This window comes from Agrobacterium rosae, from assembly GCF_002915175.1.
Lineage (GTDB): Bacteria > Pseudomonadota > Alphaproteobacteria > Rhizobiales > Rhizobiaceae > Agrobacterium > Agrobacterium rosae.
The window spans coordinates 104,266-128,585 of record NZ_NXEJ01000001.1 but is presented as its reverse complement, the minus strand read 5'-3'; the positions used below and the strand labels follow the sequence as shown (position 1 = coordinate 128,585).

The 24,320-nt window shown below is 56.9% G+C and carries 22 protein-coding genes; 2 read left to right on the top strand and 20 right to left on the bottom strand.

All coding sequences use genetic code 11. The features are described 5' to 3' along the window. Positions 1–43: 43 nt before the first annotated feature. Positions 44–556 (bottom strand): peptide deformylase, encoded by a 513-nt coding sequence (def, locus tag CPJ18_RS00640; protein ID WP_103656907.1) that lies wholly within the window; start codon positions 554–556, stop codon positions 44–46. A 144-nt stretch (positions 557–700) separates the two neighbouring features. On the opposite strand from def, the gene CPJ18_RS00635 reads away from it, so the two are divergent. Then, the gene (locus tag CPJ18_RS00635; protein ID WP_421423509.1) at positions 701–1,903 is read left to right on the top strand and encodes a DNA recombination protein RmuC; all 1,203 of its coding nucleotides are present in this window, start codon (positions 701–703) and stop codon (positions 1,901–1,903) included. Positions 1,904–1,964: 61 nt separating this feature from the next. Beyond that, the gene (locus CPJ18_RS00630; protein ID WP_103656906.1) at positions 1,965–2,864 is read left to right on the top strand and encodes a ribokinase; all 900 of its coding nucleotides are present in this window, start codon (positions 1,965–1,967) and stop codon (positions 2,862–2,864) included. 3 nt (positions 2,865–2,867) lie between these two features. Here CPJ18_RS00630 and trmB read toward each other — a convergent pair whose 3' ends face one another. From trmB to mutS, 19 genes are all read right to left on the bottom strand, one after another. Then, the gene (trmB, locus tag CPJ18_RS00625) at positions 2,868–3,566 is read right to left on the bottom strand and encodes a tRNA (guanine(46)-N(7))-methyltransferase TrmB (RefSeq protein WP_103656606.1); all 699 of its coding nucleotides are present in this window, start codon (positions 3,564–3,566) and stop codon (positions 2,868–2,870) included. 108 nt (positions 3,567–3,674) lie between these two features. Continuing rightward, positions 3,675–4,940 (bottom strand): methionine adenosyltransferase, encoded by a 1,266-nt coding sequence (metK, locus tag CPJ18_RS00620; RefSeq protein WP_077102105.1) that lies wholly within the window; start codon positions 4,938–4,940, stop codon positions 3,675–3,677. Positions 4,941–5,107: 167 nt separating this feature from the next. Beyond that, positions 5,108–5,527: a helix-turn-helix domain-containing protein gene (locus tag CPJ18_RS00615; RefSeq protein WP_103656605.1), complete on the bottom strand. Its 420-nt coding sequence runs from the start codon at positions 5,525–5,527 to the stop codon at positions 5,108–5,110. Between the two features lie 145 nt (positions 5,528–5,672). Next, entirely contained in the window at positions 5,673–7,262 is a 1,590-nt protein-coding gene (lnt, locus tag CPJ18_RS00610) for an apolipoprotein N-acyltransferase (protein ID WP_103656604.1), read from the bottom strand. A gap of 202 nt (positions 7,263–7,464) precedes the next feature. Then, positions 7,465–8,601 carry a hemolysin family protein gene (locus tag CPJ18_RS00605; RefSeq protein WP_103656603.1) on the bottom strand — a complete coding sequence of 379 codons (1,137 nt, stop codon included), beginning with the start codon at positions 8,599–8,601 and terminating at the stop codon, positions 7,465–7,467. Positions 8,602–8,617: 16 nt separating this feature from the next. Beyond that, complete coding sequence (gene ybeY / locus CPJ18_RS00600; RefSeq protein WP_103656905.1) at positions 8,618–9,124, bottom strand: rRNA maturation RNase YbeY; 507 nt, start codon at positions 9,122–9,124, stop codon at positions 8,618–8,620. 8 nt (positions 9,125–9,132) lie between these two features. Next, a complete protein-coding gene (locus CPJ18_RS00595; protein ID WP_077102097.1) occupies positions 9,133–10,188 on the bottom strand; it encodes a PhoH family protein in 1,056 nt (351 codons plus the stop codon). Between the two features lie 21 nt (positions 10,189–10,209). After that, positions 10,210–11,631 (bottom strand): tRNA (N6-isopentenyl adenosine(37)-C2)-methylthiotransferase MiaB, encoded by a 1,422-nt coding sequence (gene miaB, locus CPJ18_RS00590; protein ID WP_103656602.1) that lies wholly within the window; start codon positions 11,629–11,631, stop codon positions 10,210–10,212. Between the two features lie 50 nt (positions 11,632–11,681). After that, the gene (gene olsA, locus CPJ18_RS00585; RefSeq protein WP_103656601.1) at positions 11,682–12,482 is read right to left on the bottom strand and encodes a lyso-ornithine lipid O-acyltransferase; all 801 of its coding nucleotides are present in this window, start codon (positions 12,480–12,482) and stop codon (positions 11,682–11,684) included. Between the two features lie 32 nt (positions 12,483–12,514). Then, positions 12,515–12,895, bottom strand: coding sequence for a Fur family transcriptional regulator (locus CPJ18_RS00580; RefSeq protein ID WP_153366875.1), 381 nt, complete (start codon positions 12,893–12,895; stop codon positions 12,515–12,517). 114 nt (positions 12,896–13,009) lie between these two features. Further along, the gene (locus CPJ18_RS00575) at positions 13,010–13,504 is read right to left on the bottom strand and encodes a GNAT family N-acetyltransferase (RefSeq protein WP_077102089.1); all 495 of its coding nucleotides are present in this window, start codon (positions 13,502–13,504) and stop codon (positions 13,010–13,012) included. 39 nt (positions 13,505–13,543) lie between these two features. After that, complete coding sequence (tsaB, locus tag CPJ18_RS00570; RefSeq protein ID WP_103656600.1) at positions 13,544–14,212, bottom strand: tRNA (adenosine(37)-N6)-threonylcarbamoyltransferase complex dimerization subunit type 1 TsaB; 669 nt, start codon at positions 14,210–14,212, stop codon at positions 13,544–13,546. An 18-nt stretch (positions 14,213–14,230) separates the two neighbouring features. After that, a complete protein-coding gene (locus CPJ18_RS00565; RefSeq protein ID WP_062451583.1) occupies positions 14,231–14,794 on the bottom strand; it encodes a NifU family protein in 564 nt (187 codons plus the stop codon). Between the two features lie 118 nt (positions 14,795–14,912). Beyond that, positions 14,913–15,404: a universal stress protein gene (locus CPJ18_RS00560; protein ID WP_077102085.1), complete on the bottom strand. Its 492-nt coding sequence runs from the start codon at positions 15,402–15,404 to the stop codon at positions 14,913–14,915. Positions 15,405–15,515: 111 nt separating this feature from the next. Next, complete coding sequence (gene trpS / locus CPJ18_RS00555) at positions 15,516–16,580, bottom strand: tryptophan--tRNA ligase (RefSeq protein WP_103585328.1); 1,065 nt, start codon at positions 16,578–16,580, stop codon at positions 15,516–15,518. A gap of 100 nt (positions 16,581–16,680) precedes the next feature. Further along, complete coding sequence (locus CPJ18_RS00550) at positions 16,681–17,088, bottom strand: VOC family protein (RefSeq protein ID WP_103656599.1); 408 nt, start codon at positions 17,086–17,088, stop codon at positions 16,681–16,683. Further along, entirely contained in the window at positions 17,088–18,683 is a 1,596-nt protein-coding gene (murJ, locus tag CPJ18_RS00545) for a murein biosynthesis integral membrane protein MurJ (protein WP_103656598.1), read from the bottom strand. Before murJ ends, CPJ18_RS00550 begins: the two co-directional genes overlap by 1 nt. A 6-nt stretch (positions 18,684–18,689) precedes the next feature. Next, positions 18,690–21,518, bottom strand: coding sequence for a [protein-PII] uridylyltransferase (locus CPJ18_RS00540; RefSeq protein WP_103656597.1), 2,829 nt, complete (start codon positions 21,516–21,518; stop codon positions 18,690–18,692). A gap of 86 nt (positions 21,519–21,604) precedes the next feature. Beyond that, positions 21,605–24,256, bottom strand: a complete 2,652-nt coding sequence (gene mutS / locus CPJ18_RS00535) for a DNA mismatch repair protein MutS (protein WP_103656904.1) — start codon at positions 24,254–24,256, stop codon at positions 21,605–21,607. Between the last annotated feature and the right edge of the window lie 64 nt (positions 24,257–24,320).

The following is a 24,320-nucleotide window of genomic DNA, read 5'->3' as shown; positions in this document are numbered from 1 at the left end:
CCTGCCCTGTCGCCTGATCTGCTAATCCTTAGAGACAGGCAGATCAGATTTTTGCGCGGGCCGCTTTGGTGAATTTCTTGATGACCATATCCCGTTTCAGGCGGGAAATGTGGTCGATGAACAGAACACCGTTCAGATGGTCCATTTCATGTTGCAGGCAGGTGGCCAAAAGGCCATCGGCTTCCACCGTCTGCTTTTTGCCGTCCCGGTCGATATAGCCAACCGTCAGCGACGCGGGACGCTCTACTTCCGCGTAATAGTCGGGAATAGACAGACAGCCCTCCTCATAGGTCGAAACATCGTCCGACACTTTGAGGATTTCCGGGTTGATGAAAACGACCGGCTTGCGGTCTTCGTCTTCGCGCGAGATGTCGATGACCAGCATCCGGCGCGGCACGCCGATCTGGATGGCGGCAAGGCCAATGCCCGGCGCATCATACATCGTGTCCAGCATGTCGTCGGCCAGACGCGTGATCTCGGCATCCACCTGTTCGATGGGCTTGGATTGCTGGCGCAGCAAAGGATCAGGCAAAATAATAAGAGGTTTGATCGTCATGGCTTCCCCATAACGCATCTCATCTTTGGAGGAAACAAAAAATAAAGGCCAATATTAGCGACCGCATCTGCAACAAACGCGACTCATTTACGCCCCAGAAATGTTCTTGGTTTGATCTGACGAATCACACAAAATCTGTTAGATTTGGCTATGAACATCGATCTCAATGCGCTTGGTACGACAGCTTTCAGTCTCGGCAGCCTCCAGATATCGGTTGGCGCTCTCTTGGGCATTCTCATAGCGGGCTGTCTGATCGCTGCGGCGTTCATGTGGCGCAAACCGCCGGTTCCCGATCAATCGCGGGATGAAATTACCGAACTTCTGAGAACACAATCGGAGCTGCATGGTCGCATCGCGGCCATGACGGAAAGCCTCAGCGCCCGCCAGAACGAGATGAGTCAGACGCTGAACGACCGGCTGGACGGCATGTCGCAGCGCATCGGCACCACCCTGACGGAGCAGACCCGCTCGACCCACGAAAACCTCAGCAAATTGCAGGAACGCCTCGCCGTCATCGATGCGGCGCAGGGCAATATTCAGGATCTGGCCAAGGACGTCATCGGCCTGCAGGCCATCCTCAACAACAAGCAGACGCGCGGTGCCTTTGGACAGGCGCGCATGGAAGCGCTGATTGCCGATGCCCTGCCTTCCGGTGCCTACAATTTGCAGCCGACGCTTTCCAATGGTTTCCGGCCCGATTGCACCATCAGAATGCCGAACAACGCGCCGCCCCTGGTCATCGACGCAAAGTTTCCACTCGAAGCCTGGAATGCCCTGAAGGCGGATGATGCGCCGGAGGCAAAACGCGCCGCCACCCAGCAGTTTCGTCGCGATATGGAAGTGCATATCCGCGATGTCGCGGACAAATATCTGATCTCCGGTGAAACGCAGGATACCGCCTTCATCTTCGTGCCCTCGGAATCGATCTTCGCGGATATTCATCAGCATTTCGAAAATCTGGTGCAGCGCGCGCACCGGTCGCGCGTCGTCATCGTCTCGCCATCGCTGCTGATGCTCTCGGTGCAGGTTATCCAGTCCGTTCTCAAAGACCAGCGCATGCGCGAACAGGCGCACCTCATTCAAGGCGAGGTCGCGATGCTGATGGACGATGTACGGCGTCTGGATGAGCGGACCCGCAAATTGCAGGCGCATTTCGGGCTGGTGCAGAAGGATGTGGACATGATGCTGACCTCGTCCGACAAGGTGCTGGCGCGCGGCATCAAGATCGAAAGCCTCGATTTCGCGCCCTCGCAAAAGGAAATCGCGCATCTGGAGGCCGAGCAGTTGCGCCGGGTGGCGGAGGTGCGCGCTGGCACTGCCAAGCTGAGGGTGGTTGACGACGAGTGATCCACTCGGCAAAGTCGCCGCCTGTTTCGCTTTCGTTTTCGCCCTTTATGGAATGACCCGCATGATCACAGTTTTCGGCTCCATCAACATGGACCTCGTTGCCATTTCAGACCGCCTTCCCAAGCCGGGTGAAACCGTGACCGGCAAGACCTTTTCAACCGCTGCCGGTGGCAAGGGGGCCAACCAGGCGCTGGCCGCACGGCGAGCGGGTGCAGAGGTGAAGATGGCGGGTGCTATCGGCGATGATGCCTTTGCGGCACCTGCTCTTACGCTGCTTCGTGATGCGCGGGCCGATCTCTCGCTGGTCAAAACCGTCGCCGTGCCGACTGGTACCGCCGTCATCCTCATTGGTAAGGGCGGTGAAAACATGATTTCGGTCATTCCCGCTGCCAATGGCGAGGTGTCAGAAGCCGATGCGGAGCGTGCCGTCTCCGAAATGGGGGCAGGCGACATCCTGATGTTGCAGTTCGAGGTTCCAGCCGGGGCCATCGAAACGGCACTGAAGGCCGCCAAGGCAAAGCGGGTGACGACCATCATCAACACGGCACCGCTGACACCCGACGCAGCACGGCTCTCGCAGCTGGCAGACATGGTCATTGCCAACGAAACCGAATTCGAATTGCTGATCGGTAAAAACGGCCTCTCCAATGACCAGCGGGAAAAGGAGCTTGTCGCCCTTCACGACGAGACCGGCCAAACCATCATCGTCACGCTCGGGGCCGAAGGCGTGATCGCCATTCGCAACGGTAAGCTCGTCAAGGCCAAGGGCCTGAAGATCGAGCCGGTCGATACAGTCGGTGCGGGTGATACGTTCTGCGGTTATCTGGCCGCCAGTCTCGATGCGGGCCTCGACTTCGAGACAGCTCTTCGCCGCGCCGCCGTTGCCGGTTCGCTGGCCTGCACGCGCGAAGGTGCGCAGCCGTCCATCCCAGTTGCATCCGAGGTGGATGCGAAAATCTGAAACTCAGGTTCGGATGAAGGTGAGATAGGCGGAGCTGCGACCCTCGCGCTTCGCCTTGTTCTCGTAACGCGTACCCGGCCAATTATCGAATGGCGTGTTCCAGTCGGCGGCTGTCTGCGCTGTCCATTCGAAACCGCCGTGGGCGGCGCAATGCTGAAGTGTCCAGTTTATGTAGGTGTCGATATCGGATGCGAAGCAGAATTTGGCTCCGGGCTTCAGCACACGATGAAACCGCGCCAGATTGACGTCGGACACGAAGCGACGCTTCCAGTGCTTCTTCTTCGGCCATGGGTCGGGATAGAGCAGATCGATATGGTCGATGCAGGCATCCGGCAACCAGTCCAGCAATTGCGTTGCGTCGTCGTCGTAAAGGCGGATGTTCATCAGCTCGCGCTCTTTCACGCTGCCGAGAAGTTTCGCCATGGAATTAACGAAGGGCTCGACCCCGATGAAACCGGTATCCGGATTTTCGGAGGCGCGGTGGATGAGATGTTCGCCACCGCCAAAGCCGATTTCGACGCGGCTGGTTTTCACATCTGCGGGAAACAACGCCGCAAGATTTTTCGGCGGCTGCGTCTCAAGATCGACCTTCAGCAGTGGCAGAAGGTTTTCGATCGTATCGACCTGCTGGTTGCGCAGCGGCTTGCCCTTACGCCGACCAAAAAACGCTTCCGTTGCGCGTGAGCGCCGCTCTTCCGTCATTTCAACACTCTCGCACATATGGATAACCCGCACCGCGCCTGTTTATTGCGCTGTGCGGGTTTCAAAACCTTCAGACCGTATCTCTCAATCACCGGCGATTGACAAGCCTTATGCGGCTTTCAATGCATCCTTGAGAGGCTTGACGAGATCGAGCTTCTCCCAGGAGAAGGAACCGTCGCGGCCGGCCTTGCGACCGAAATGGCCGTAGGACGAGGTCTTGGCATAGATCGGCTTGTTGAGGTCGAGGTGACGACGAATGCCCGATGGCGAGAGGTCGATGACCTTGCGGATTGCCGCTTCGACTTCGTCTTCGCTCAACGTACCTGTCTGGTGGAAATCGACATAGACCGACAGCGGCTGCGCGACGCCGATGGCGTAGGACAGCTGGATCGTGCAGCGCTCTGCCAATCCTGCTGCCACAACGTTTTTGGCGATGTAGCGGGCAGCATATGCTGCGGAACGGTCGACCTTGGTCGTGTCCTTGCCGGAGAATGCGCCGCCGCCGTGAGGGGCTGCACCGCCGTAGGTGTCAACGATGATCTTGCGGCCCGTCAGACCCGCATCACCATCAGGACCACCGATCACGAACTTGCCCGTCGGATTGATATACCACTGGCAATCGTCAGCGATCTTCAATTCGCCGAGCGCTTCGCGGATATAGGGCTCCACGACGGAGCGAACCTTCTTGGAGTCCCAGCTGGCATCCAGATGCTGCGTGGACAGCACGATGGAGACGGCTTCGGATGCCTTGCCATCGACGTAGCGAACGGTCACCTGGCTCTTCGCATCGGGGCCGAGCTTGGCTGCTTCGCCTTCGCCGCTTTTGCGGGCAGTCGCCAGAAGCTGGAGAATGCGGTGCGAATAATAGATCGGGGCTGGCATCAGGTCCGGCGTTTCCTTGCAAGCGTAACCGAACATGATGCCCTGGTCGCCAGCGCCTTCGTCGCCCTGCTTGTCGGAAGCGTTATCCACGCCCTGCGCAATGTCGGCAGACTGCGGGTGAAGCAGCACGTCGATCTTGGCCGTCTTCCAGTGGAAACCGTCCTGCTCGTAACCGATATCACGGATGGCCTTGCGGGCAGCAGCCTTGAACTTGGCGGGGTTGATGACGGGGTGGCCGCTTGCGTCCTTGAACACGGAGCCGTCCTTGTCCTTCTTCAACAGCGTATCGGGAACACGCACTTCACCGGCGATGATCACGCGGTTTGTCGTTGCAAGGGTCTCGCAGGCGATGCGCACCGTCCAGGGATCAACCCCGGTCTTGGCGGCTTCGCGGTATATCAAATCGACGATTTCATCGGAAATGCGGTCACAAACCTTGTCAGGGTGACCTTCAGCAACGGACTCGCTGGTGAATAGGTAATTGGCACGCATGCGGGATTCCCCTCAAAGAAACGGTCATCGTTGTTAGTCACATTGCTCCAAAAAAACAAGGACACAACGACATAAATATATCTTTATATCGGAATTCCTAAATCATCCTTACGCAATAAAAAACGGCCCCGAAGGACCGTTTCAAGTTCACCAAAACTGTTTAGCGGTTATTCCGTGTCGCCTTCGGCTGCAAGCGCCTTGACGAGATCCACGATGCGACGGCGAACCTTCGGATCGTTGATCTTTACAAAAGCGCGGTTCAATTGCAGGCCTTCCGATGAGGACAGAAAGTCTACCACGTAGTTGGAGCTTGAGGCTTCAGCCATGCCGGTGGCGCTGACCGTGTGATCGCCCGGCGCGTCTTCGAAGAAGAAGGATACGGGAACGTTCAAAATGCCGGAGATGTTCTGCAGGCGGCTGGCACCAACGCGGTTCGTCCCTTTTTCGTACTTCTGAATCTGCTGGAATGTAATACCCAGGCTCTCGCCCAGCTTTTCCTGGCTCATGCCAAGCATGGTGCGGCGTAGGCGGATGCGGCTCCCGACGTGAATGTCGATCGGGTTTGGCTTCTTCTTATTCTCTGTCATTGTTGTGGTCCTGACATTCGCTCTATTCGGGGTTATCGACTACACGCCTGTACCAATCCGGAACTGTAAGATTGTCGCAGCTCGGAATATATCATGTTCGTTGTGCAACCTAACAAGTTCACTATGCAATTTTAGGGGTTTTTGGTCAATTCTTCCGATTCATCAAACCCATCCGTGAGATTACCGAACACACGAGCAATAATCCAAAGAACAACCAAAAGTGTATCTGTCGCATATCTGCGGTGACCACGCCAGAGGATGAACCACTTAAAGTAGAATCGATTATTCCTTTTTGCCCGTAGTCAAGCCCTGCGACAATTTGCCCCAGAGGGTCAATTATCGCCGAAATTCCCGTATTGGCCGCGCGAATCACTGGAACACCAGTTTCCACGGCACGTATTCTTGCCTGTTGCAGATGTTGATATGGCCCGGGCGTGTTGCCGAACCAGCCATCGTTGGTCACATTGATAATGGCTGTCGAGGTGGCGATGTCCGCGGGAACCTCACCTGGGAAAATGATTTCATAGCATATAAAAGAATAGAGCTTTTTGCCCGAAGGCAGAGTAATCGCATTTCGCGTTGCGGCAGGTGAAAAACCACCCGGCAAGCTAATCAGATTGTCGATACCGAGATGCCGCAGCACATTTTCAAAAGGAACATATTCGCCGAACGGAACGAGGTGGACCTTGTCTGTCGCACCAATGATCTGCCCCTCACTATCTATAGCGTAGACCGAATTATAATAGCGCGGCGCGTTGCCCGCACCTGCATCCTCCATCCGCACAGCACCCGTCAGCAGGATTTGTCCGTCTTCCAGCGTCTTTGCGATATCTTCGAGAGCATCGGGATTTTGCGTCAGAATGAACGGCACGGATGTTTCCGGCCAGACGATGATGTCGGGCCTTTTTTGGCCGGCTGAAATCGGCAGGGCTGAGAGGCGCAAATGTTCCTTGAAGATTTCGGCGCGGTCGGCATTCAGCATCTTGCGGGACTGGTCGATGCCCGGCTGAACGATTCTCACCGTAAGAGCGTCATCGCCTGGCAGCAACGGCTGGTGCAAACGATAAGCGCCGTACCCGATGTGAAATGCCATCATCAGAGCTGCAATCGACAGTCCGGGCAGTAGTCCCTTCCTGGTGCCCAGCAGAGCCGGACTGGAAAAGATGAACACGGCCATCATCGACATTCCAAAAATGCCGATGAGATTGGACGTCTGCATCATCAAGGGAATAGGCATCAACCCATAGCCGACGGTATTCCAGGGAAATCCCGTCAGAACGAAACTGCGCAGCCATTCGATCAGGCCGAAGGAGGCTGCAAGAGCTGCGATCCGTCCCCAACCATCAGACCACAGAAGGTTTGCGAGCATGACGGCCAACCCGTAAAAAATGGCAAGGCAGGCAGGCAGGCCGAGAATTGCAAGCGGTAAGGCCCAGGCGAATTCATCCGCCTCGAGAAGCAGTGCGTTACCAAGCCACCACAGCCCCGCCACGAAATAACCGAAGCCGAAAAGCCAACCGATGACGAAGGTTTTCCAGCCGCGCGACCATGCACCGCCCTCGGGGCTTCCGGTCGTGCCGTCGATCAACCAGACCAGCAAAGTAAAAGAGATGAAAAGTGCCGCAAAAAAACCAACGGGCGGGAAGGCAAGTGCACCGATAGCACCTGCAAGAACGGCGGTACATACTCTCCCAAAACCACTGCTCAACATGATTTTGCCCGCCAGCCGCTCCATGCAGTATCCACCTTTTCAAGGCACCGTCCGACACGAGATACACGGGAGGCGACACCGTCTGTTTAACCGGACTTACTGTAAAAAAAAGCGCGCGTCCACAGCGTCCCGTCTGCACTTCCCTCAGCATTGGCCTGTGCTTGAATACAAAGACCGCAGAACGAATATCCTGCGGTCTCAAAATGATAAAACACAGTCGCCTCGATCAGGCCGACGCATTATCCGCATGGCTTGACGGCGGCGGCAGAGAAAGAACCACATCGCTTGCAGCCTCAGCCGGGGCCTGATCATCCTCTCCCTCAGAGGACTGGTTGCGCACGATACGCACGCCCTTGATGCGACGGGAATCGGCATCGAGAATGTGGAACTCGAAACCTGAGACAGCCCGAACGACTTCACCCTTTACCGGAATGCGGCCAAGGGCGAAGAAAATCAGCCCGCCCAAAGTATCGATTTCCTCAATATGCTCACGCACATCGAAATCGGGGCCGATGGCTTCTGCCAGTTCTGTCAGTTCGGCACGCGCATCGGCAATCAGAACGCCAGGAGAAAGGCGTGAGAACATCGTCTCATCCTTGTCATGCTCGTCATCAATGTCACCAATCACCATCTCTACGATGTCTTCATGGCTGACGAGACCATCGGTTCCGCCATATTCGTCGATGACCAGCGCCAGTTGCGTGCGCTGGGCCTGCATGGTTTTCAACAGGGCCGAGGCCAGCATGGATGATGGCACGAACAGAATTTTCCGAACCAGACCGGCTTCTGCGAGCGTTTTTTCCAGATCAACGCGGGCGAGATCGAAATTGGCACGGGGCGATTTTGCAGCCTTGGCGTCGGCAGCAGCTGTCGCACGCGAGCCCACGCGGCGTTTGTTTCGTGCCTGCTTGCCGATAAAGGACAGGAGATCGCGAATATGGATCATGCCTTTGGGGTTATCCAGCGTCTCATCATAGACGGGCATGCGTGAGCGACCGGTTTCTTCAAACAGGATCATCGCTTCACCGACGGTCATATCCTGATCAAGCCCATCGATATCCACGCGCGGGATCATGATGTCTTCGACACGGACTTCCCTGAAACGCAGGATATTGTTGAGCATCGCCCGCTCTTCGGGCGTAAACGCGGCACCGATTTCGGTATCGGTCATTAACGCGTCGGTGATGTCTTCGCGAAGACGCTCGCCATGTGAGGGCTTCAACAGCCGCGAGATGCGAGACCAGAGCGATGCTCTGGGTTTGAAGTGATATTCGGATCGTAAGGGACTACTGCCCTCCTCCGATGAGGATTGCTCCCCGGTTTCTTTGGCCTCGTGTGCCGGTCGTGCAGAATTTTCGTTCATGGTCCCAAACTGTTCATCAAAGCGGCTCCTGACCCGCGTAGGGATCAGATAGACCAAGCTTCGCCAAAATGCGAGTCTCAAGCCCTTCCATTTCTTCTGCCTCTTCGGCGTCCATATGATCGTAACCGAAAAGGTGCAGAAAGCCATGCACCAGAAGATGCGTTAGATGATCCTCGAAACTCTTGTCCAGATCAAGGGCTTCTCGCTCCACCGTTTCGCGCGCAATGACGATATCGCCCAACATCGGTCCCGGCATGCCGCCCGGTTCCAACGGATAGGCTGGAAAAGATAGCACGTTCGTCGGCTTGTCCTTCTCACGCCACTCGGCATTGATCTCGCGGATCGAGGCGTCGTCGGTAAAGACAAGGGACAGTTCCGTCGGCGTTTTTGGAAAAGGCTGTTTTTCTTCTGATTTCAAAAAATCGACGGCCGGGTCCAGGACCCGGCTCGTCAACTTGAAAAGTTCATCTTCCGAGGGCCAATTTTTGGCCTCGACACTGATCTGAATATCGAGTGACGTCATGTCCTGCTTCAATTGCCTCTCGGAAGGCTTTCATCCGGCACAGCGGTCTGCGCTTCGTAGGCGCGGACAATACGTGCGACCATGGGGTGACGAACGACATCCACATCCTTGAAGCGAACGACGGACACGCCTTCGACATCAGTCAGGATCTGCAAAGCGTCCACGAGGCCTGACTTCATGCCACGCGGCAAGTCGACCTGACTGGGGTCACCGGTCACGATCATGCGGCCTTTTTCGCCAAGACGCGTCAGAAACATCTTCATCTGCATCGTGGTGGTGTTCTGCGCCTCGTCAAGGATGACGACCGCGTTGGCAAGTGTGCGCCCACGCATGAAGGCCAGTGGCGCAATTTCGATGACGCCGGCCTGAATAGCACGCTCCACCTTATCGCCCGGCATCATGTCATACAGTGCGTCGTAAAGTGGACGCAGGTAAGGATCGACTTTTTCCTTCATGTCGCCCGGCAGAAAGCCCAGACGCTCACCGGCCTCGACGGCGGGGCGTGACAGAATGATTCGATCCACCGCGCCGCGCTCCAGTAGTTGAGCAGCATGTGCGACGGCGAGATAGGTTTTACCCGTACCGGCAGGCCCTACGCCGAAGACCAGTTCTGACTGTTCCAGCGCGCGCATGTATACATCCTGCGTCGGCGTACGGGCAGCGATGGTCTTCTTGCGGGTCGAAATCTGCGCCATGGAGATTTTGGCTTTGCGCTCCATGGTGGGAAGGATCAGCTGATCGTCCGCCGCCATGGCCATGCGAATGGCACCTTCGACGTCGGACACCTCGACTGTTCCACCTTTCAAAAGGCGCTCATAGAGCATATCCAGAGCACGGCGGGCCTGATTGGTTGCAACGAGATCACCGGTAATGGCAACCGAATTGCCGCGTGGGCGCGCGTCGATATTAAGCCGCTGCTCTAGCAATTTGAGGTTCTGATCGAACTGACCGAATAGCTCTCCCGCTATCCTGTTATTCTCGAACGTGAGGACGAAGTGATTGGCGTCGGTCGCGGCTGGGCGTGGCTGGCGCGATGGGGGTGATACCAATTCGTGTGCGTTCAAGCGGTCAGGCTCCCGTCCAAGTCAGTGTCGGTCCCCACTCTCACTGTCTGCCACCTCGGCAAACAAGCTGTTTGGACCCGTTGCGGTGATTCGTACATGAACAATGTCGCCGATTTTCATGTCGTTTGCATCAAGATTCACAGATTGCAGCCAAGGAGATCGTCCTATCAACTGCCCCGGCATGCGGCCTGGCTTTTCCAGCAGCACATCCATCGTCTTTCCAACCAGAGAACCGGCAAATTCCTGCTGTTGTTTCAACAACAAAGCCTGTAGTCGCTCCAGCCGCTCGCTCTTTATCTCTTCCGGAACCTGATCGACCAAATCCGCGCCGGGCGTGCCAGGACGCGTAGAATATTTGAACGAAAAGGCCTGCGCGTATTTCACCTGTTCCACGATAGCGAGCGTATCTTCGAAATCCTGATCCGTCTCGCCAGGGAAACCGACAATAAAGTCTCCCGACATGGCAATATCAGGGCGGGCTCCGCGAATCTTTTCGACAAGCCTAATATACTCCTCCGACGTATGGCGACGGTTCATGGCTTTGAGGATTTGGTCCGAGCCGGACTGCACGGGAAGGTGAAGATAGGGCATCAAAATGCGCAGATCTCGATGTGCACCGATCAGCTGGTCATCCATGTCACGCGGGTGACTGGTCGTGTATCGCAGGCGGGCGATACCGGGGATTTCGGCCAGCCGGTACAACAACTCGGCCAGACCCCATTGCTCGCCATTCGGCCCGGAGGACCGCCATGCATTGACGTTCTGGCCCAGCAGCGTGATTTCCCGCACACCTGACTCAGCCAGTCTCGATGCTTCATCAACGATTTGCTGCACGGGTCGCGAGACTTCGGACCCACGCGTATAGGGCACCACGCAGAAGGTGCAGAACTTGTCGCACCCTTCCTGCACCGTCAAAAATGCCGTGACGCCACGCGAGCGGATTTTTGCCTTTTCCGCAACGGGCAAGTGCTCGAATTTGTCTTCGACAGCATATTCTGTTTCAATGACACGCTCGCCACCGCGCACGCGCCGCAGGGCTTCGGGCAAACGATGATAGGTCTGAGGTCCAATAACGACGTCCACGGCGGGAGCGCGACGCAAAATCTCCTCGCCCTCAGCCTGCGCAACACACCCAGCAACACCGATCACGAATTCGCGGCCCTGCTCTTCTCGGGATTTCTTCATATCCCGCAAGCGGCCAAGCGCGGAGTACACTTTTTCCGCAGCTCTTTCCCGGATGTGACAGGTGTTGAGAAGAACGAGATCTGCTTGATCTATATCCTCGGTCGGCTCGTAACCGTCCTTCGCCAGAGCATCACCCATACGAACGGAATCATAGACATTCATCTGACAGCCATAGGTCTTGATGAAGACCTTGCGGCTGTTTGCTCCCTCGCGAAGGGCGGATGGTGTGGCTTCTAGGCCGATCAGTTCCTGGGTCATGGCCGCTATCTAATGTTTTAAAGCGCCATATTAAACAGAAAAATGCGCAATCAGCGAGACTTTCGCCATCCACCACGCAAACTGAAAGTCAGCATGCTGCGAATAGCCGCCGTCGCGCTCGCACTCAATGTCTTGCGATTGTCGCCACGGCGGAAAGGAATCGCCTCACCGAATGACACATCGACATCGATCGCACCTGCTTTCAGCAGACCCAGAAGCGATGGGACCAATTCCATACTTCCCGGCCATGCTGCGACGCTGCGGTGATAACGACCCATCGCCATGCCCTGTATGCCGGTATAGGCTACCGTGACCGGTTGTACGTGGACCATCTGCCCCGGCACCTGTTCGGCTGCACTGGATGCCGCCCCGAAAAGAGATGATTTGATGGGAAGAAGCCGATTGCCGTCCGACGTCGTTCCCTCGGGAAACAGAAGGACGATTTCACCGTCTGCAAGGCGTTGAGCGATCTCGTTGACCTGCTCACCCGCACTGCGCTTTTGATCACGCGTGACGAAAATCGTTTTTTGCAAACGCGCCAAGACACCGAAGACCGGCCAGTCGCGCACCTCCGTTTTGGCAATGAAGACCACATCGGCCACGCTGCCTAACACCATGATATCTGTCCACGACACATGGTTGACGGCCAGAAGAAGCGGCTTGGCGCTCTCTACGGTGCCGTGTACGTGGACCTTGATGCCGAGCGCATGGCAAATGATCCTGTGCCAAAGGCGTGGCAGGGAGCGTCGGAGCGGCCAGTCGAAATAAAGGCTGACGAGTTGCACTGGCAACAGAACCAGCGTCACAAGCGCCAGAACGACGATGAGATAACTCATCCGCAACCACATCATCGCTTCATCTGCTCCGTGGCCCCATGTCTGGTTTAGCCATCTTCAGGCTTTAGCGGGACACCATAGAGCTCAAGCCTGTGATCAACCAGCTTGAAGCCGTGTTCACGGGCAATCTTTTCCTGAAGCGCTTCGATTTCAGCAGAGCGAAACTCGATCACCACGCTGTTTTTCAGATCGATCAGATGGTCGTGATGCTCTTCCGGCATCGTTTCATAACGCGAGCGGCCATCGCGGAAATCATGACGTTCGATGATGCCGGCGTCCTCGAAAAGCTTGACTGTGCGATAGACCGTGGAAATCGAAATGCGCGGATCGACAGCTGACGAGCGACGGTAAAGCTCCTCCACATCCGGATGGTCTTCGGATTGCTGCAAAACGCGGGCAATCACACGACGCTGATCGGTCATACGCATACCGCGCTCGGCACATAATTCTTCCAGCGTTTTCGAAAGGTCTATCACGTCTTCTAACTCTCAGATGCTTTCGTTGGAATGGCGCTCAAGCGCAGTGTAAATCGTTACCACGAACTAGCGAAGATCACGACGCATGACAAGCGCCGTCGATTTGGTACCATCCTTAGACGTGTAATAAGCCTTCCGTTCGGCAACCGTCTTGAAACCGAGTTTCTTATAAAGGCCGACCGCCGAGACATTGCCGCCGTCTACTTCCAGAAACATGGTTTCGGCACCCCGCATGCCTGCTTCACGCATAGCGGCCTGCATCAGCCGCCAACCGAGCCCGCAACGCTCGAACTTATCACCCACGGCAACGGTGAGAATTTCGGCTTCACCGCCAGCTTCGCGTGACAGAACGAAGCCACCCATAGGCTTGCTAAAAAACGCGTTGGTCTGGCGTGCAACGGCACCGAAAACGCTGCTTTGGCTGAGAAGGCTTGAAAACTCGCCATCATTCCAGGGGCGTGGAAACCGCGATGCGTGAAGCTGGGCAACCTCGACACAATCCCCGTAGCCCATGGTCACGATCTCGAAGTAAGGTTTCCAGCTGAGGTAATCGTCAAACATCGAAAGGAATCATCCGCATCCAAACTCTGAATGGCCCTATCAGGCAACCGGACGGCGTTCCAGTGCAAATCCTGACTGAGGTTTGGCATCCGGCCCACGCAGATAAAGCGGCGCGGGTTTGGGCATGCCCTGCGGCTTTTGCGCACCCAGACGTGCAACGGTTGCAATCGCAAACCGATCCGGCCCTGAGCCTGTTTCGCCGCCTGCGAAAAGCGGGGCGGCAGAACCGATGACGGTACCGGCAAAACCCGCAAGTACAGCTTTCGCCTCATCCAGCGACAAGAGCGCCGCCTCGCTCAATGGTGATCCATCAGCCGCAAAGGTCTGGAGATAGGCCTCGTCACGCTTGGCATCGAGCCCCACAGCCACTGGCAGGCCGGGATTCTGGAGATGGTAATGCGCCGCCAGTGTTTCCAAGGTCGTGATGCCCACCGCCTTGATACCCAGCGAAAGGGCAAAGCCGCGTGCGGCAGCCACGCCCACACGAATACCGGTAAACGACCCCGGACCGATGGTGACGGCAATCCGCTCGACATCTTTCAGCGCCAGAGAGGCGTGCTGCAAAGCACCGTCGATGATACCCATCAACAGTTCTGCATGGCCCTTGCCGATATTTTCGGTGACTTCGCCCAGCGCGACATCATCAGCGCTGTCATAAACGCAGGCAGAACAGTCCACACCCGACGTGTCGATGGAAAGTACGATCATGGGATAAGCCGTCCTTTATTAGACGGCTTCGACTTCTTGCACTTCAGGAACGAAATGGCGCAGCAGGTTCTGCACGCCGTGCTTCAGCGTTGCCGTCGAAGACGGGCAGCCGGAGCATGCGCCCTTCATGTTGAGGAACACGGTGCCATCACGGAAACCGCGGAAGGTGATGTCGCCACCATCCTGCGCAACGGCGGGACGAACGCGGGTTTCGAGAAGTTCTTTGATCGTGGCAACGATGGTTTCATCGCCAGCTTCGAAGAACTCTTCTTCCTCGTCAGAGATTTCAGCGGCAACAGCAGTCCCCATCAGTGGGCGACCGGACATGAAATGTTCCATGATCGAGCCGAGGATAGCTGGCTTAAGGTGCTGCCATTCCGCGCCGTCCTTGGAAACGGTGATGAAATCGAAGCCGTAATAGACGCCGGTTACACCGGGAATTTCGAACAGGACTGCGGCCAGCGGCGAGGCTTGCGCCTGCGCGGCATTCAGGAATTCCGCCGTACCGCTTTCCAGAACGACTTTACCTGGAAGAAACTTCAGCGTTGCCGGGTTCGGCGTGGATTCCGTCTGAATGAACATTGCAATCTCCTTCGGGATACGCGATCGACATCCCGCAATTTAGAATACTTCCAAAATACGCCGGACGAAGGTCAACTTCAAGTCCTGACATGATAAACACATTCAAGAAATCCGCTTTTCAGCAGAGCGCGTCGATTTCCTCGTCGCTGAGCGTATCCGGCAGCACCGTGACAGGAATGGGAAACGCAGCACCACGTCCCGCAATGGAGGATACCAGCGGCCCCGGACCTTCCTTGGTCGATCCCGCTGCCAGAACCAGAATGGCGATATCCCGGTCCTCATCGATCAGGCCGTGAATCTGTTCGGCTGCATTGCCTTCGCGAATGACAGCTTCCGGCTCCATTCCCACGCTCTCACGCACCTTTTGCGCCACCTTGGCCAGTGACGCCTCGGCCTCTTCGCGGGCTTCGGCGCGCATGATCTGTTCGACGCCGAGCCACTGCTGGAAATCGCCTTCCGGAATCACATAAAGAAGCACGAGCGCGCCATTGGAGTTCTTGGCGCGGCGACCGGCATAATGAACGGCCCTTTCGCATTCGGGCGTCCCATCGATGACCGCGAGAAATTTGCGGCGGTGTCCTTCGAGACGCGAAAGCCGTTTCGATACCATTGCGTACTCCTCTGTTCGTCGCGGCAGGACAAAACCGCCCGATGGCCCGGGCGACATTATATCAAATCCCCGGATTAAAAAACGCTCTTTACCTGGGATGGCACCCGGAGGTTAGCGCAGGAAACCGATGATATCACGCACTTCGTTCATCGTCTTTTCTGCGATCACCCCTGCGCGCTCGCCGCCCTGTTTGAGGATGGCGTCGATATGGCTGACATCATCCAGCAGGCGGCGCATCTCGCTGTTGATCGGGGCAAGGACGTTGACCGCCAGATCGACAAGTGCTGGCTTGAAGGCCGAAAACTGCTGCCCACCGAATTCCGAGAGAACGTCAGCCTTGGTCTTGTCCGACAGCGCTGCATAGATGCCGACGAGGTTTTCAGCTTCCGCACGGCCCTTCAGGCCTTCGACTTCGCTTGGTAGCGCATCTGGGTCGGTCTTTGCCTTCTTGATCTTGCGCGACAGCGTATCGACATCGTCCATCAGATTGATACGCGACAAATCCGATGGGTCCGACTTCGACATCTTCTTCGTGCCATCTTTCAACGACATGACACGCGGCGCAGGACCACCAATCAGCGGCTCCACCATCGGGAAATAGGCGTGAACCGGCTCGTTACCGACGGTAATGTCGATGCCGAGGCCAGCGCTTCGAATATTGGCGCTGAAATCCATATTGAATTTCTGCGCGATGTCGCGAGCCAGTTCCAGATGCTGTTTCTGGTCATCACCGACGGGCACGTGCGTTGCGCGATACACCAGAATGTCGGCAGCCATCAGGCTCGGATAGGCCAGCAGACCGAGCGATACCTGTTCGGCGTTCTTGCCGGACTTGTCCTTGAACTGCGTCATGCGCTCCATCCAGCCGATGCGCGCCACGCAATTGAACACCCAAGCCAATTCCGCATGCTGCGGTACGGCGGACTGGTTGAAGACGATATGCTTGACCGGATCGATACCCGCCGCAATGAAGGCCGCCGCGATCGACCGCGTCTGTGCCTTCAGGTCGCTATGAACCAGTTGCGCTGTAAGCGCATGCATATCCACCACGCAATAGATGCAGTCATTGTCTTCCTGCAGGGCGACGAATTTGCGGATGGCACCGAGATAATTGCCGAGATGGAGGTTTCCGGTGGGCTGGACGCCAGAGAAAACCAGGGGCTTGAATGCGTTCATGATCGTCCTCGAAAAGGCTTGTGGAGGGCCTTGCCCCGTGTTTCAAATTGGTCGCGCTTATGCACCCGCAACAGCCTGCAATCAAGGGGTTTAGACGAATTCAACCTCGTGGCTGCAATAGATCCCACTTGTTGCCATAGGGGTCTTCGAAAACCGCGACAGAGCCATAGGCCTCGTGGCGCGGCTGTTCCAGAAAACGCACACCCCTTGTCGTCATGAGGGTAAAATCAGTGGCGAAATCCTGAGTGTGGAGGAAAAATCCGACGCGGCCGCCAGTTTGGTTGCCGATAGCTTGGTGCTGTTGTGCGCCATCGGCCTGTGCCAGCAGCAGGCCCATGCCACCGCTGCCCTTTGGTGTCACCACAACCCAACGTTTTCCATCCGGCAGCGGCTGGTCCGAAACACAATCGAAACCAAGAATATCACAATAAAAGGCTTTCGCCTTATCGTAGTCATCGACGACCAATGTTGCCAGCGCGATATGTCGAGACGCAGAAAAGTCGTCCATCACACGCCCTCATCTTCAGACACTGCAGTGACCTTGGATTTGCGTTTCAATCCACGCTTGACCATGCCGAGGCTTGCGCCACCCGAGGCGAATGCAAGCCCGAAATAGACGAACATGGATGCAAAAACGAGGCCGATGATCGTTCCGGCCCGCACAGCAATGGACGATGCCGACGAAAGTTCGAATGCCAGATAGGCAAGCGCATAATGGATAGCCACCGCCATCATTCCTGCGGCAAACAACAGTCGGGGAATGCGGGTTAGCAACGGCACATCGATTTTCCAGTGCCCGCGCCATAGGAGCATGCCGAACAGCAAGGCCGCATTGACCCACCCAGCCGTGATTTCCGCCGTCGCGATACCCGGGCCGCCATAGGTCGGAAACAGGGTCAGCGCCAAAGACACGTTTACAACGACTGAGATGGCCGCAAAGATCATTGGTGTGCGGGTGTCTTCACGGGCAAAAAAGCCAGGAATGAAAGCCTTGATCAGCACGAAGGCCGGAAGCCCTAGCCCGTATATCCCCAATATCTGCGCGACCGTGATCGTGGCAGAGGACGAGAAATTGCCGCGCTCATAGAGAAAGCGCACAATCGGTTCTGCCATGACCAGGAGCGCGGCGGCGGCAGGCAACGTCAGAAACAGAACGAACTCCACGGAGCGGTTTTGTAGATTGGCGGCTTCTACCTGATGCCCACCGCGCAATGCGCGCGCAAGTTCAGGCAACAGTACCGTCGCCACGGCGATGCCAACCACACCCAGCGGAAGCTGATAAATGCGGTCTGCATAAGCCAGCGAAGAAATCACGCCCTCTCCGCCCGACGCGATGTTCGTGTTGATCAACAGATTGATCTGGGTGATGCCGCCGGTAATCGCAGCCGGCAAGGCCAGCACCAGTAGGCGTTTGACGTTGCCGGTCATGCTCGGGCGGCGAAAGCCGATCTTGATGCCGGCATGCCGCACAGCAATCCAGACGATGGCGAGCTGTACAAAGCCTGCGGCCATCACTCCCCAGGATAACGCATAACCAACCTGCAGTGGGTCGTAGCTCTGCCACCAGGCAAAACCCAGGACACCAATGAGGATGATGTTGAGAAAGACCGGAGCGATGGCAGCGGCAAAATAACGATGCAATGAGTTCAACATACCGCCCATCATCGCCGCCAGCGACATGCAGGCGAGATAGGGAAACATAATGGTTGCCAGCCGCACGGTGTTATCGAACTTGACGGGGTCATCGACAAAACCGGGCGCGATGATCGTTCGTACGATGAACGGCATCGACAATTCCATGAGGATCGTCAGCGCCATCAGGACCGTGAACAGGACGCCGAACACCTCTTCGGAGAACCGCTTCGCACCCTCCATGCCGTTGGCTTCTATCTCCTTGGCAAAGAGCGGAACGAAGGCGGAGTTGAACGCACCTTCGGCAAACAGCCGGCGAAACGTGTTGGGGAAACGAAAGGCTGCATTGAAGGCGTCGGCCACCGGGCCTGTGCCGACGGCTGCGGCCATTAGCATTTCCCGGACAAAGCCGAAAAGTCGGCTGCCGAGGGTCGCGGTGCCGACGGTTGCGAATTTTCCAATCAGGCTCATGGAGATTTACGCCTTCGCCGTTCGTGCAGGGGCGAGCGCCGCGACATCTGGATGAGCGATGATGCCGGATGGCATGCGATCTCGCAATTCATCCTCCTGCTCGGCCATGACTGCTTTGAGGCGCGAGGCGATGCTCGCCTGCCGGTTTTCGGTCATGACCTTCTGGCCGAAAAGGTCGGTGACATAGAAGGTATCGATGACTTTTTCGCCGAAGGTGGTGATGCGAGCGGAGGTGATGTCGAGCGAAAGATCGGCCAGCACCGCCGTCATGTCCGCCAGCAGGCCCGTACGGTCGAGGCATTCAACCTCGATGACGGTGAACTTGTTGGAAAGTCCGTTCGAAATGGTGACGGATGGCGGAATGTTGAAGGTCTTGCTTTTCTTACGACCCTTGGTACGCGTGGCGATGATTTCCGGGATGCGCTTTTTGCCCGCCAAGACCTCTTCGATCATCTTGCCGATGGTGTTGGCACGCCGCGTCTCGTCTTCATCAATTGGAAATTCACGGTTGATGAGAATCGTATCAAGCGCCCGACCGTCCGAGGTGGTGAAAATCTGCGCATCGGCGATGTTGGCACCAGCCGCCGCACAGGCACCCGTGATGATGGACAGCAGGCGGGGATGGTCCGGTGCCAGAACGGTGATTTCCGTTATGGCGTGGAAGGAATGCGTGCGCACCATGGTGGACATCGCCTGTTCCTGCTTGTCCGTTTCGCGCAGGAACCGTGTGTGGCGGATCTGATCCTGAAGATCGACAGACAACAGGTAAGGCTCGTAATGCAGACCGGAATATTTGCGCCGTGCCTTTTGGCCCCAGTCCGTCAACGCATCATAAAGCGCCTGACGGGCGATCTTGGCGCGTTCCTTGCGAGAGGTTTCCGAGAAACCACCCGACAGTAGAAGTTCGGTTTCGTAGTAGAGTGTGCGCAACAACTGGCCCTTCCAGCCGTTCCACACATCCGGCCCCACGGCCCTGATGTCGCAGACGGTGAGGATGAGCAGCATTTTCAGCCGCTCCATGGACTGCACCTTGTCGGCAAAATCCGTGATCGTCTTCCGGTCATGCAGGTCACGGGTCTGCGCCACCATGGACATCAACAAATGTTGCTCGATCAGCCAGAAGACCGTTTCGGTCTGCTTGCTGCTTAGCCGGAACCGTTGGCAAAGCTTGCGCGCCACGCGCGCACCGGCGATGGAATGATCTTCCTGACGGCCCTTGGCCACATCGTGCAACAGCACCGCCACGTAAAGAACGTCGCGGTCCTCGATACCGGGCATCAACCGGTTGACCAGCGGATGGGTATCGACGGCCTGTCCCTTGTCGATTTCAGCCAGTACCGCAACGGATCGAATGAGATGCTCGTCGACGGTATAGTGGTGATACATATTGAACTGCATCATCGCGACGATCTTACCGAATTCCGGGATGAACTTGCCCAGAACGCCCGCTTCGTTCATGCGCCGCAACGTCAACGCCGGATCGCGCCGCGAGGTCAGGATCGCCAGAAACAACCGGTTCGCTTCTTCATTGTCGCGAAGTTCGTGGTTGATCAAAGCCAGCGAACGGCTGACGACGCGCAGCGCATCCGGGTGCAGTTCCAGATTGTTGATATCGGCCACATGAAACAGCCTGATGATGCTGACCGGATCGGTGCGAAACACATCTGCATTGGCCAGCGCAATGCGGCCACGATCCTCCACGAACTCGTCGGAGCCCGGAATTTTGCGAAGCCGATGGGCAAACCGGCTGAACACACCGGACAGACCCGGCACGTCCTTCGCCTGTTTATCCTCGAGTGCCGCACACAGGATACGAGTCAGGTCACCAACATCCTTAGCGACGAGGAAGTAGTGCTTCATGAAGCGCTCGACGGCTGAAAGGCCTGGGCGCGGCTGGTAATTCAGTGAGGCGGCGATTTCGCGCTGAATGTCGAAGGACAGCCGCTCCTCAGCCTTACCAGTGATAAAGTGCATCTGGCATCGCACCGTCCAGAGAAAATCGTCAGCCTTTTCGCACAGCTTCAGCTCACGCTTTGACAGCACACCGAGCTTCACCAGCTCCGCCGTGTCGCGCACATGATAGTAATATTTGGCAATCCAGAACAGCGTGTGGAGGTCGCGCAGACCACCCTTGCCTTCTTTCACGTTCGGCTCGACCAGATAACGCGTATCGCCGGCCTTGCGATGGCGCTGATCGCGCTCGGCAAGCTTGGCTGCAATGAATTCCGGGCCACTATTGGTGACGACCTCCGTCTCGAAGCGACGCTCCAGCTCATCGGCAAGCGCCTGCGTACCACAAATGGCGCGCATTTCCAGAATGGAGGTGCGGATGGTCATGTCGGCCTTGGAAAGACGAATGCATTCATCAACCGTGCGGGTGGCGTGACCAACCTTGAAACCGATATCCCACAAAATATAGAGCACGAACTCGATGGCCTTGTTCATTTCTGGCGTGCTCTTGGGCGGAAGCAGGAAGAGCAGGTCGATATCCGATCCCGGTGCCAATGTGCCACGCCCATAACCGCCAACCGCCGTAATCGCAATTTTCGGGGCGTCGTTCGGGTAGACATATTGGCAGGCCAGATCAAAAAGCACTTCGATCAAACGGTCCTGAAGCCAGGAAATGCGACGGGCGCAGTCGATGCCACCGCCTTCCGTGTCCAAAAGTTCACGGGCTCTTTCACGGCCTTGGGCGCTGGCCTTCTTGAAAATTGGCAACAGGTCTGAGCGTACATCAGCGACGCGCTGCCCATCGCCCTGAAAGACGAGTTCGCACTCATGTTTCAGTGCAGCAACATCCAGTATCGCGGAAAAATCCAGGTCTTTCGTGGCCATTGATGCCGATATCCATTTCATACGGGCTATGCTTTCGGCATAGCCCTATAGCGATTTTTAATCGTGATGGACAGGCACTCTAAGTCTTAAGCCTTGCCAAGTTGTTTCTTGAGCGCGTAAAGCGCGTCCAATGCCTCACGGGGTGTCATTTCATCCGGGTTGAGCGCTTTCAACGCCTCGTCCACCTTGGAATTGCCCTGTGGTCTGCTTTCCTCGCGCCGCACCGCCACTTGAAACAGCGGTAGATCATCGATCAACTGGCTTGCCGGATTTTTTCGGTCTGCGTCTTCAAGCTGGGTCAACACGGCGCGCGCACGTTCAACGACAGAAGCCGGAAGGCCCGCAAGCTTTGCCACCTGAATGCCGTAGGACCGATCTGCCGCCCCCGGACCGACCTCGTGCAGGAAAATCACGTCGCCTTCCCATTCGCGCACCTTCATGGTGGCGTTGGACAGGCGACCCAGCTTTTCGGACAGCACCGTTAGCTCGTGGAAATGGGTGGCGAACAAACCACGGCAGCGGTTAACCTCATGCAGGTGCTCCACCGCTGCCCAAGCGATGGAAAGACCATCGAAGGTTGCCGTGCCGCGGCCGATCTCGTCCAGAATAACCAGCGAGCGATCGGTTGCCTGATTGAGGATTGCCGCCGTCTCCACCATTTCCACCATGAATGTGGATCGGCCACGCGCCAGATCGTCCGATGCACCGACACGCGAAAATAGACGGTCGACAATGCCGATATGCGCGGATTCAGCCGGAACGAAGGAGCCGATCTGGCCGAGAATGGCAATCAGCGCATTCTGGCGCAGGAAGGTTGATTTACCGCCCATATTCGGGCCTGTCAGCAGCCAGATAGCGCCTTTGCGGTTGCCATTCACCGCCGAAAGATCACAATGATTGGCGATGAAGGGGCCAGTGGACTGTCGGCGCAGCGCTTGTTCCACCACCGGGTGTCGTCCACCCTTGATGTCGAACATCATCGAACCATCGATGACGGGTCGGCAATAGGCCTGTTCTGCCGCAAGGTAAGCCAGACTTGTGGCAACATCGATAGCGGCAAGGGCGAACGCTCCAGCCTTGATGGCTTCGGCATGCGAAACGACGGCCTCGACCATCTGCGCAAAAGCCTGCAATTCTATCGTCAGCGCTTGCGAGGCAGCATTGGCGATACGGCTTTCCAGATCGGCCAGTTCAGTGGTGGTAAAGCGCATTGCGCCCGCCATGGTCTGGCGATGAATGAAGCGGGCTTTGGCCTGCGCATCCGCCATCATCACATCGGCATTGCCCGCCGTGACCTCGATGAAATATCCCAGCACATTGTTGTGCTTGATCTTCAGCGACTTGATACCCGTTTCTTCGGAATATTGCAGTTGCAGCCCGGCAATCACCCGGCGGGATTGGTCGCGCAGCGCCCGTATCTCGTCCAGCTCCAGGTTGGAACCCTCGCGCACGAAGCAACCATCGCGTTTCAGCAACGGCAATTCTTCAGCCAGCGTCGCACCCAACATCGCTTCAAGTTCGACCGGTAGCGCTTTCAGGGCGGCAAGTGCTTGTGCCAACTCGTCCGGCAACAATCCCTGATCCAGCAATTCCGCGACCTTGGCGGCGGCATATAATCCGAGTCTGATAGCGCCGAGATCACGCGGCCCACCACGATCCAGTGCAAGGCGTGACAGGGCGCGCGGCATATCCGCCACCTGTTTCAGTGCATCCCGCAACCCGTCGGAGAGGGAGACGTCATCCAGCAGGTAAGCGACAGCATCCAGCCGCGCATTGATCCTATCCGCGTCGGTCAGCGGAGACATCAGCCGTTCTGCGAGCAGCCGCGCACCACCGCCGGTGAGCGTGCGGTTGATGGAATGCAACAGCGATCCATCCCGTTCACCCGACAATGTCTTGGTCAACTCAAGATTGGCTCTGGTGGCCGGATCGATGAACAGCGTGGATGCCGCACTCTCCCGCTCGGGTGCAGCGAGTGGCGGGCGTTCGGCAATTTGTGTTTTTTCGACATAGGCCACCGCGGCAGCGGCGGCAGCCAGTTCGACGCGGGAGAACGAACCGAAACCATCAAGCGTCGAAACGCCGAAATACCGGGCAATGCGACCCTCCGACGTAGCGCTGTCGAACAAAATAGCGGGCTGTGGCACAGCCACCCGACCCAGCATGTCAAAGACCGGCCTCAGTTCCTCATCATGAAACAGGCTGTCGGCGACGATCAGCTCACGCGGATCGATGCGCCAGATATCGGCCAGAAGTCGCGTCAGTGTTGTTTCGGCCAGACGAAAAACGCCGGTGGAAATATCGATCCAGGCCAGTGCAAATTGCGCTTCCGCACTGCCACGAATACGGGCAAGTGCCATCAGGTAATTGGATTCCGTCGGCGACAGAAGTTTTTCTTCCGTCAGCGTACCGGGCGTAACAAGGCGCACCACATCTCGGCGCACGACGGATTTAGAGCCGCGTTTTTTTGCCTCTGCCGGGTCTTCGGTCTGCTCGCAGACCGCAACGCGATAGCCGCGCAGGATCAGCTTTTGCAGATAATCGTCAGCCGCATGCACGGGTACGCCACACATTGGGATGTCCTGTCCCAGATGCTGGCCGCGTTTCGTCAGCGTGATACCAAGCGCGCGAGAAGCCTCCGCTGCGTCATCGAAGAACAGCTCGTAGAAATCGCCCATGCGATAGAAGAGCAGCGAACCGGGATTGTTTGCCTTGATCTCGATATATTGCTCCATCATCGGCGTGGCCGACGCGCGGCTCTCCTCCGAAATGAGCGAGGCAGTGGAATGAACGTCCGTCAAT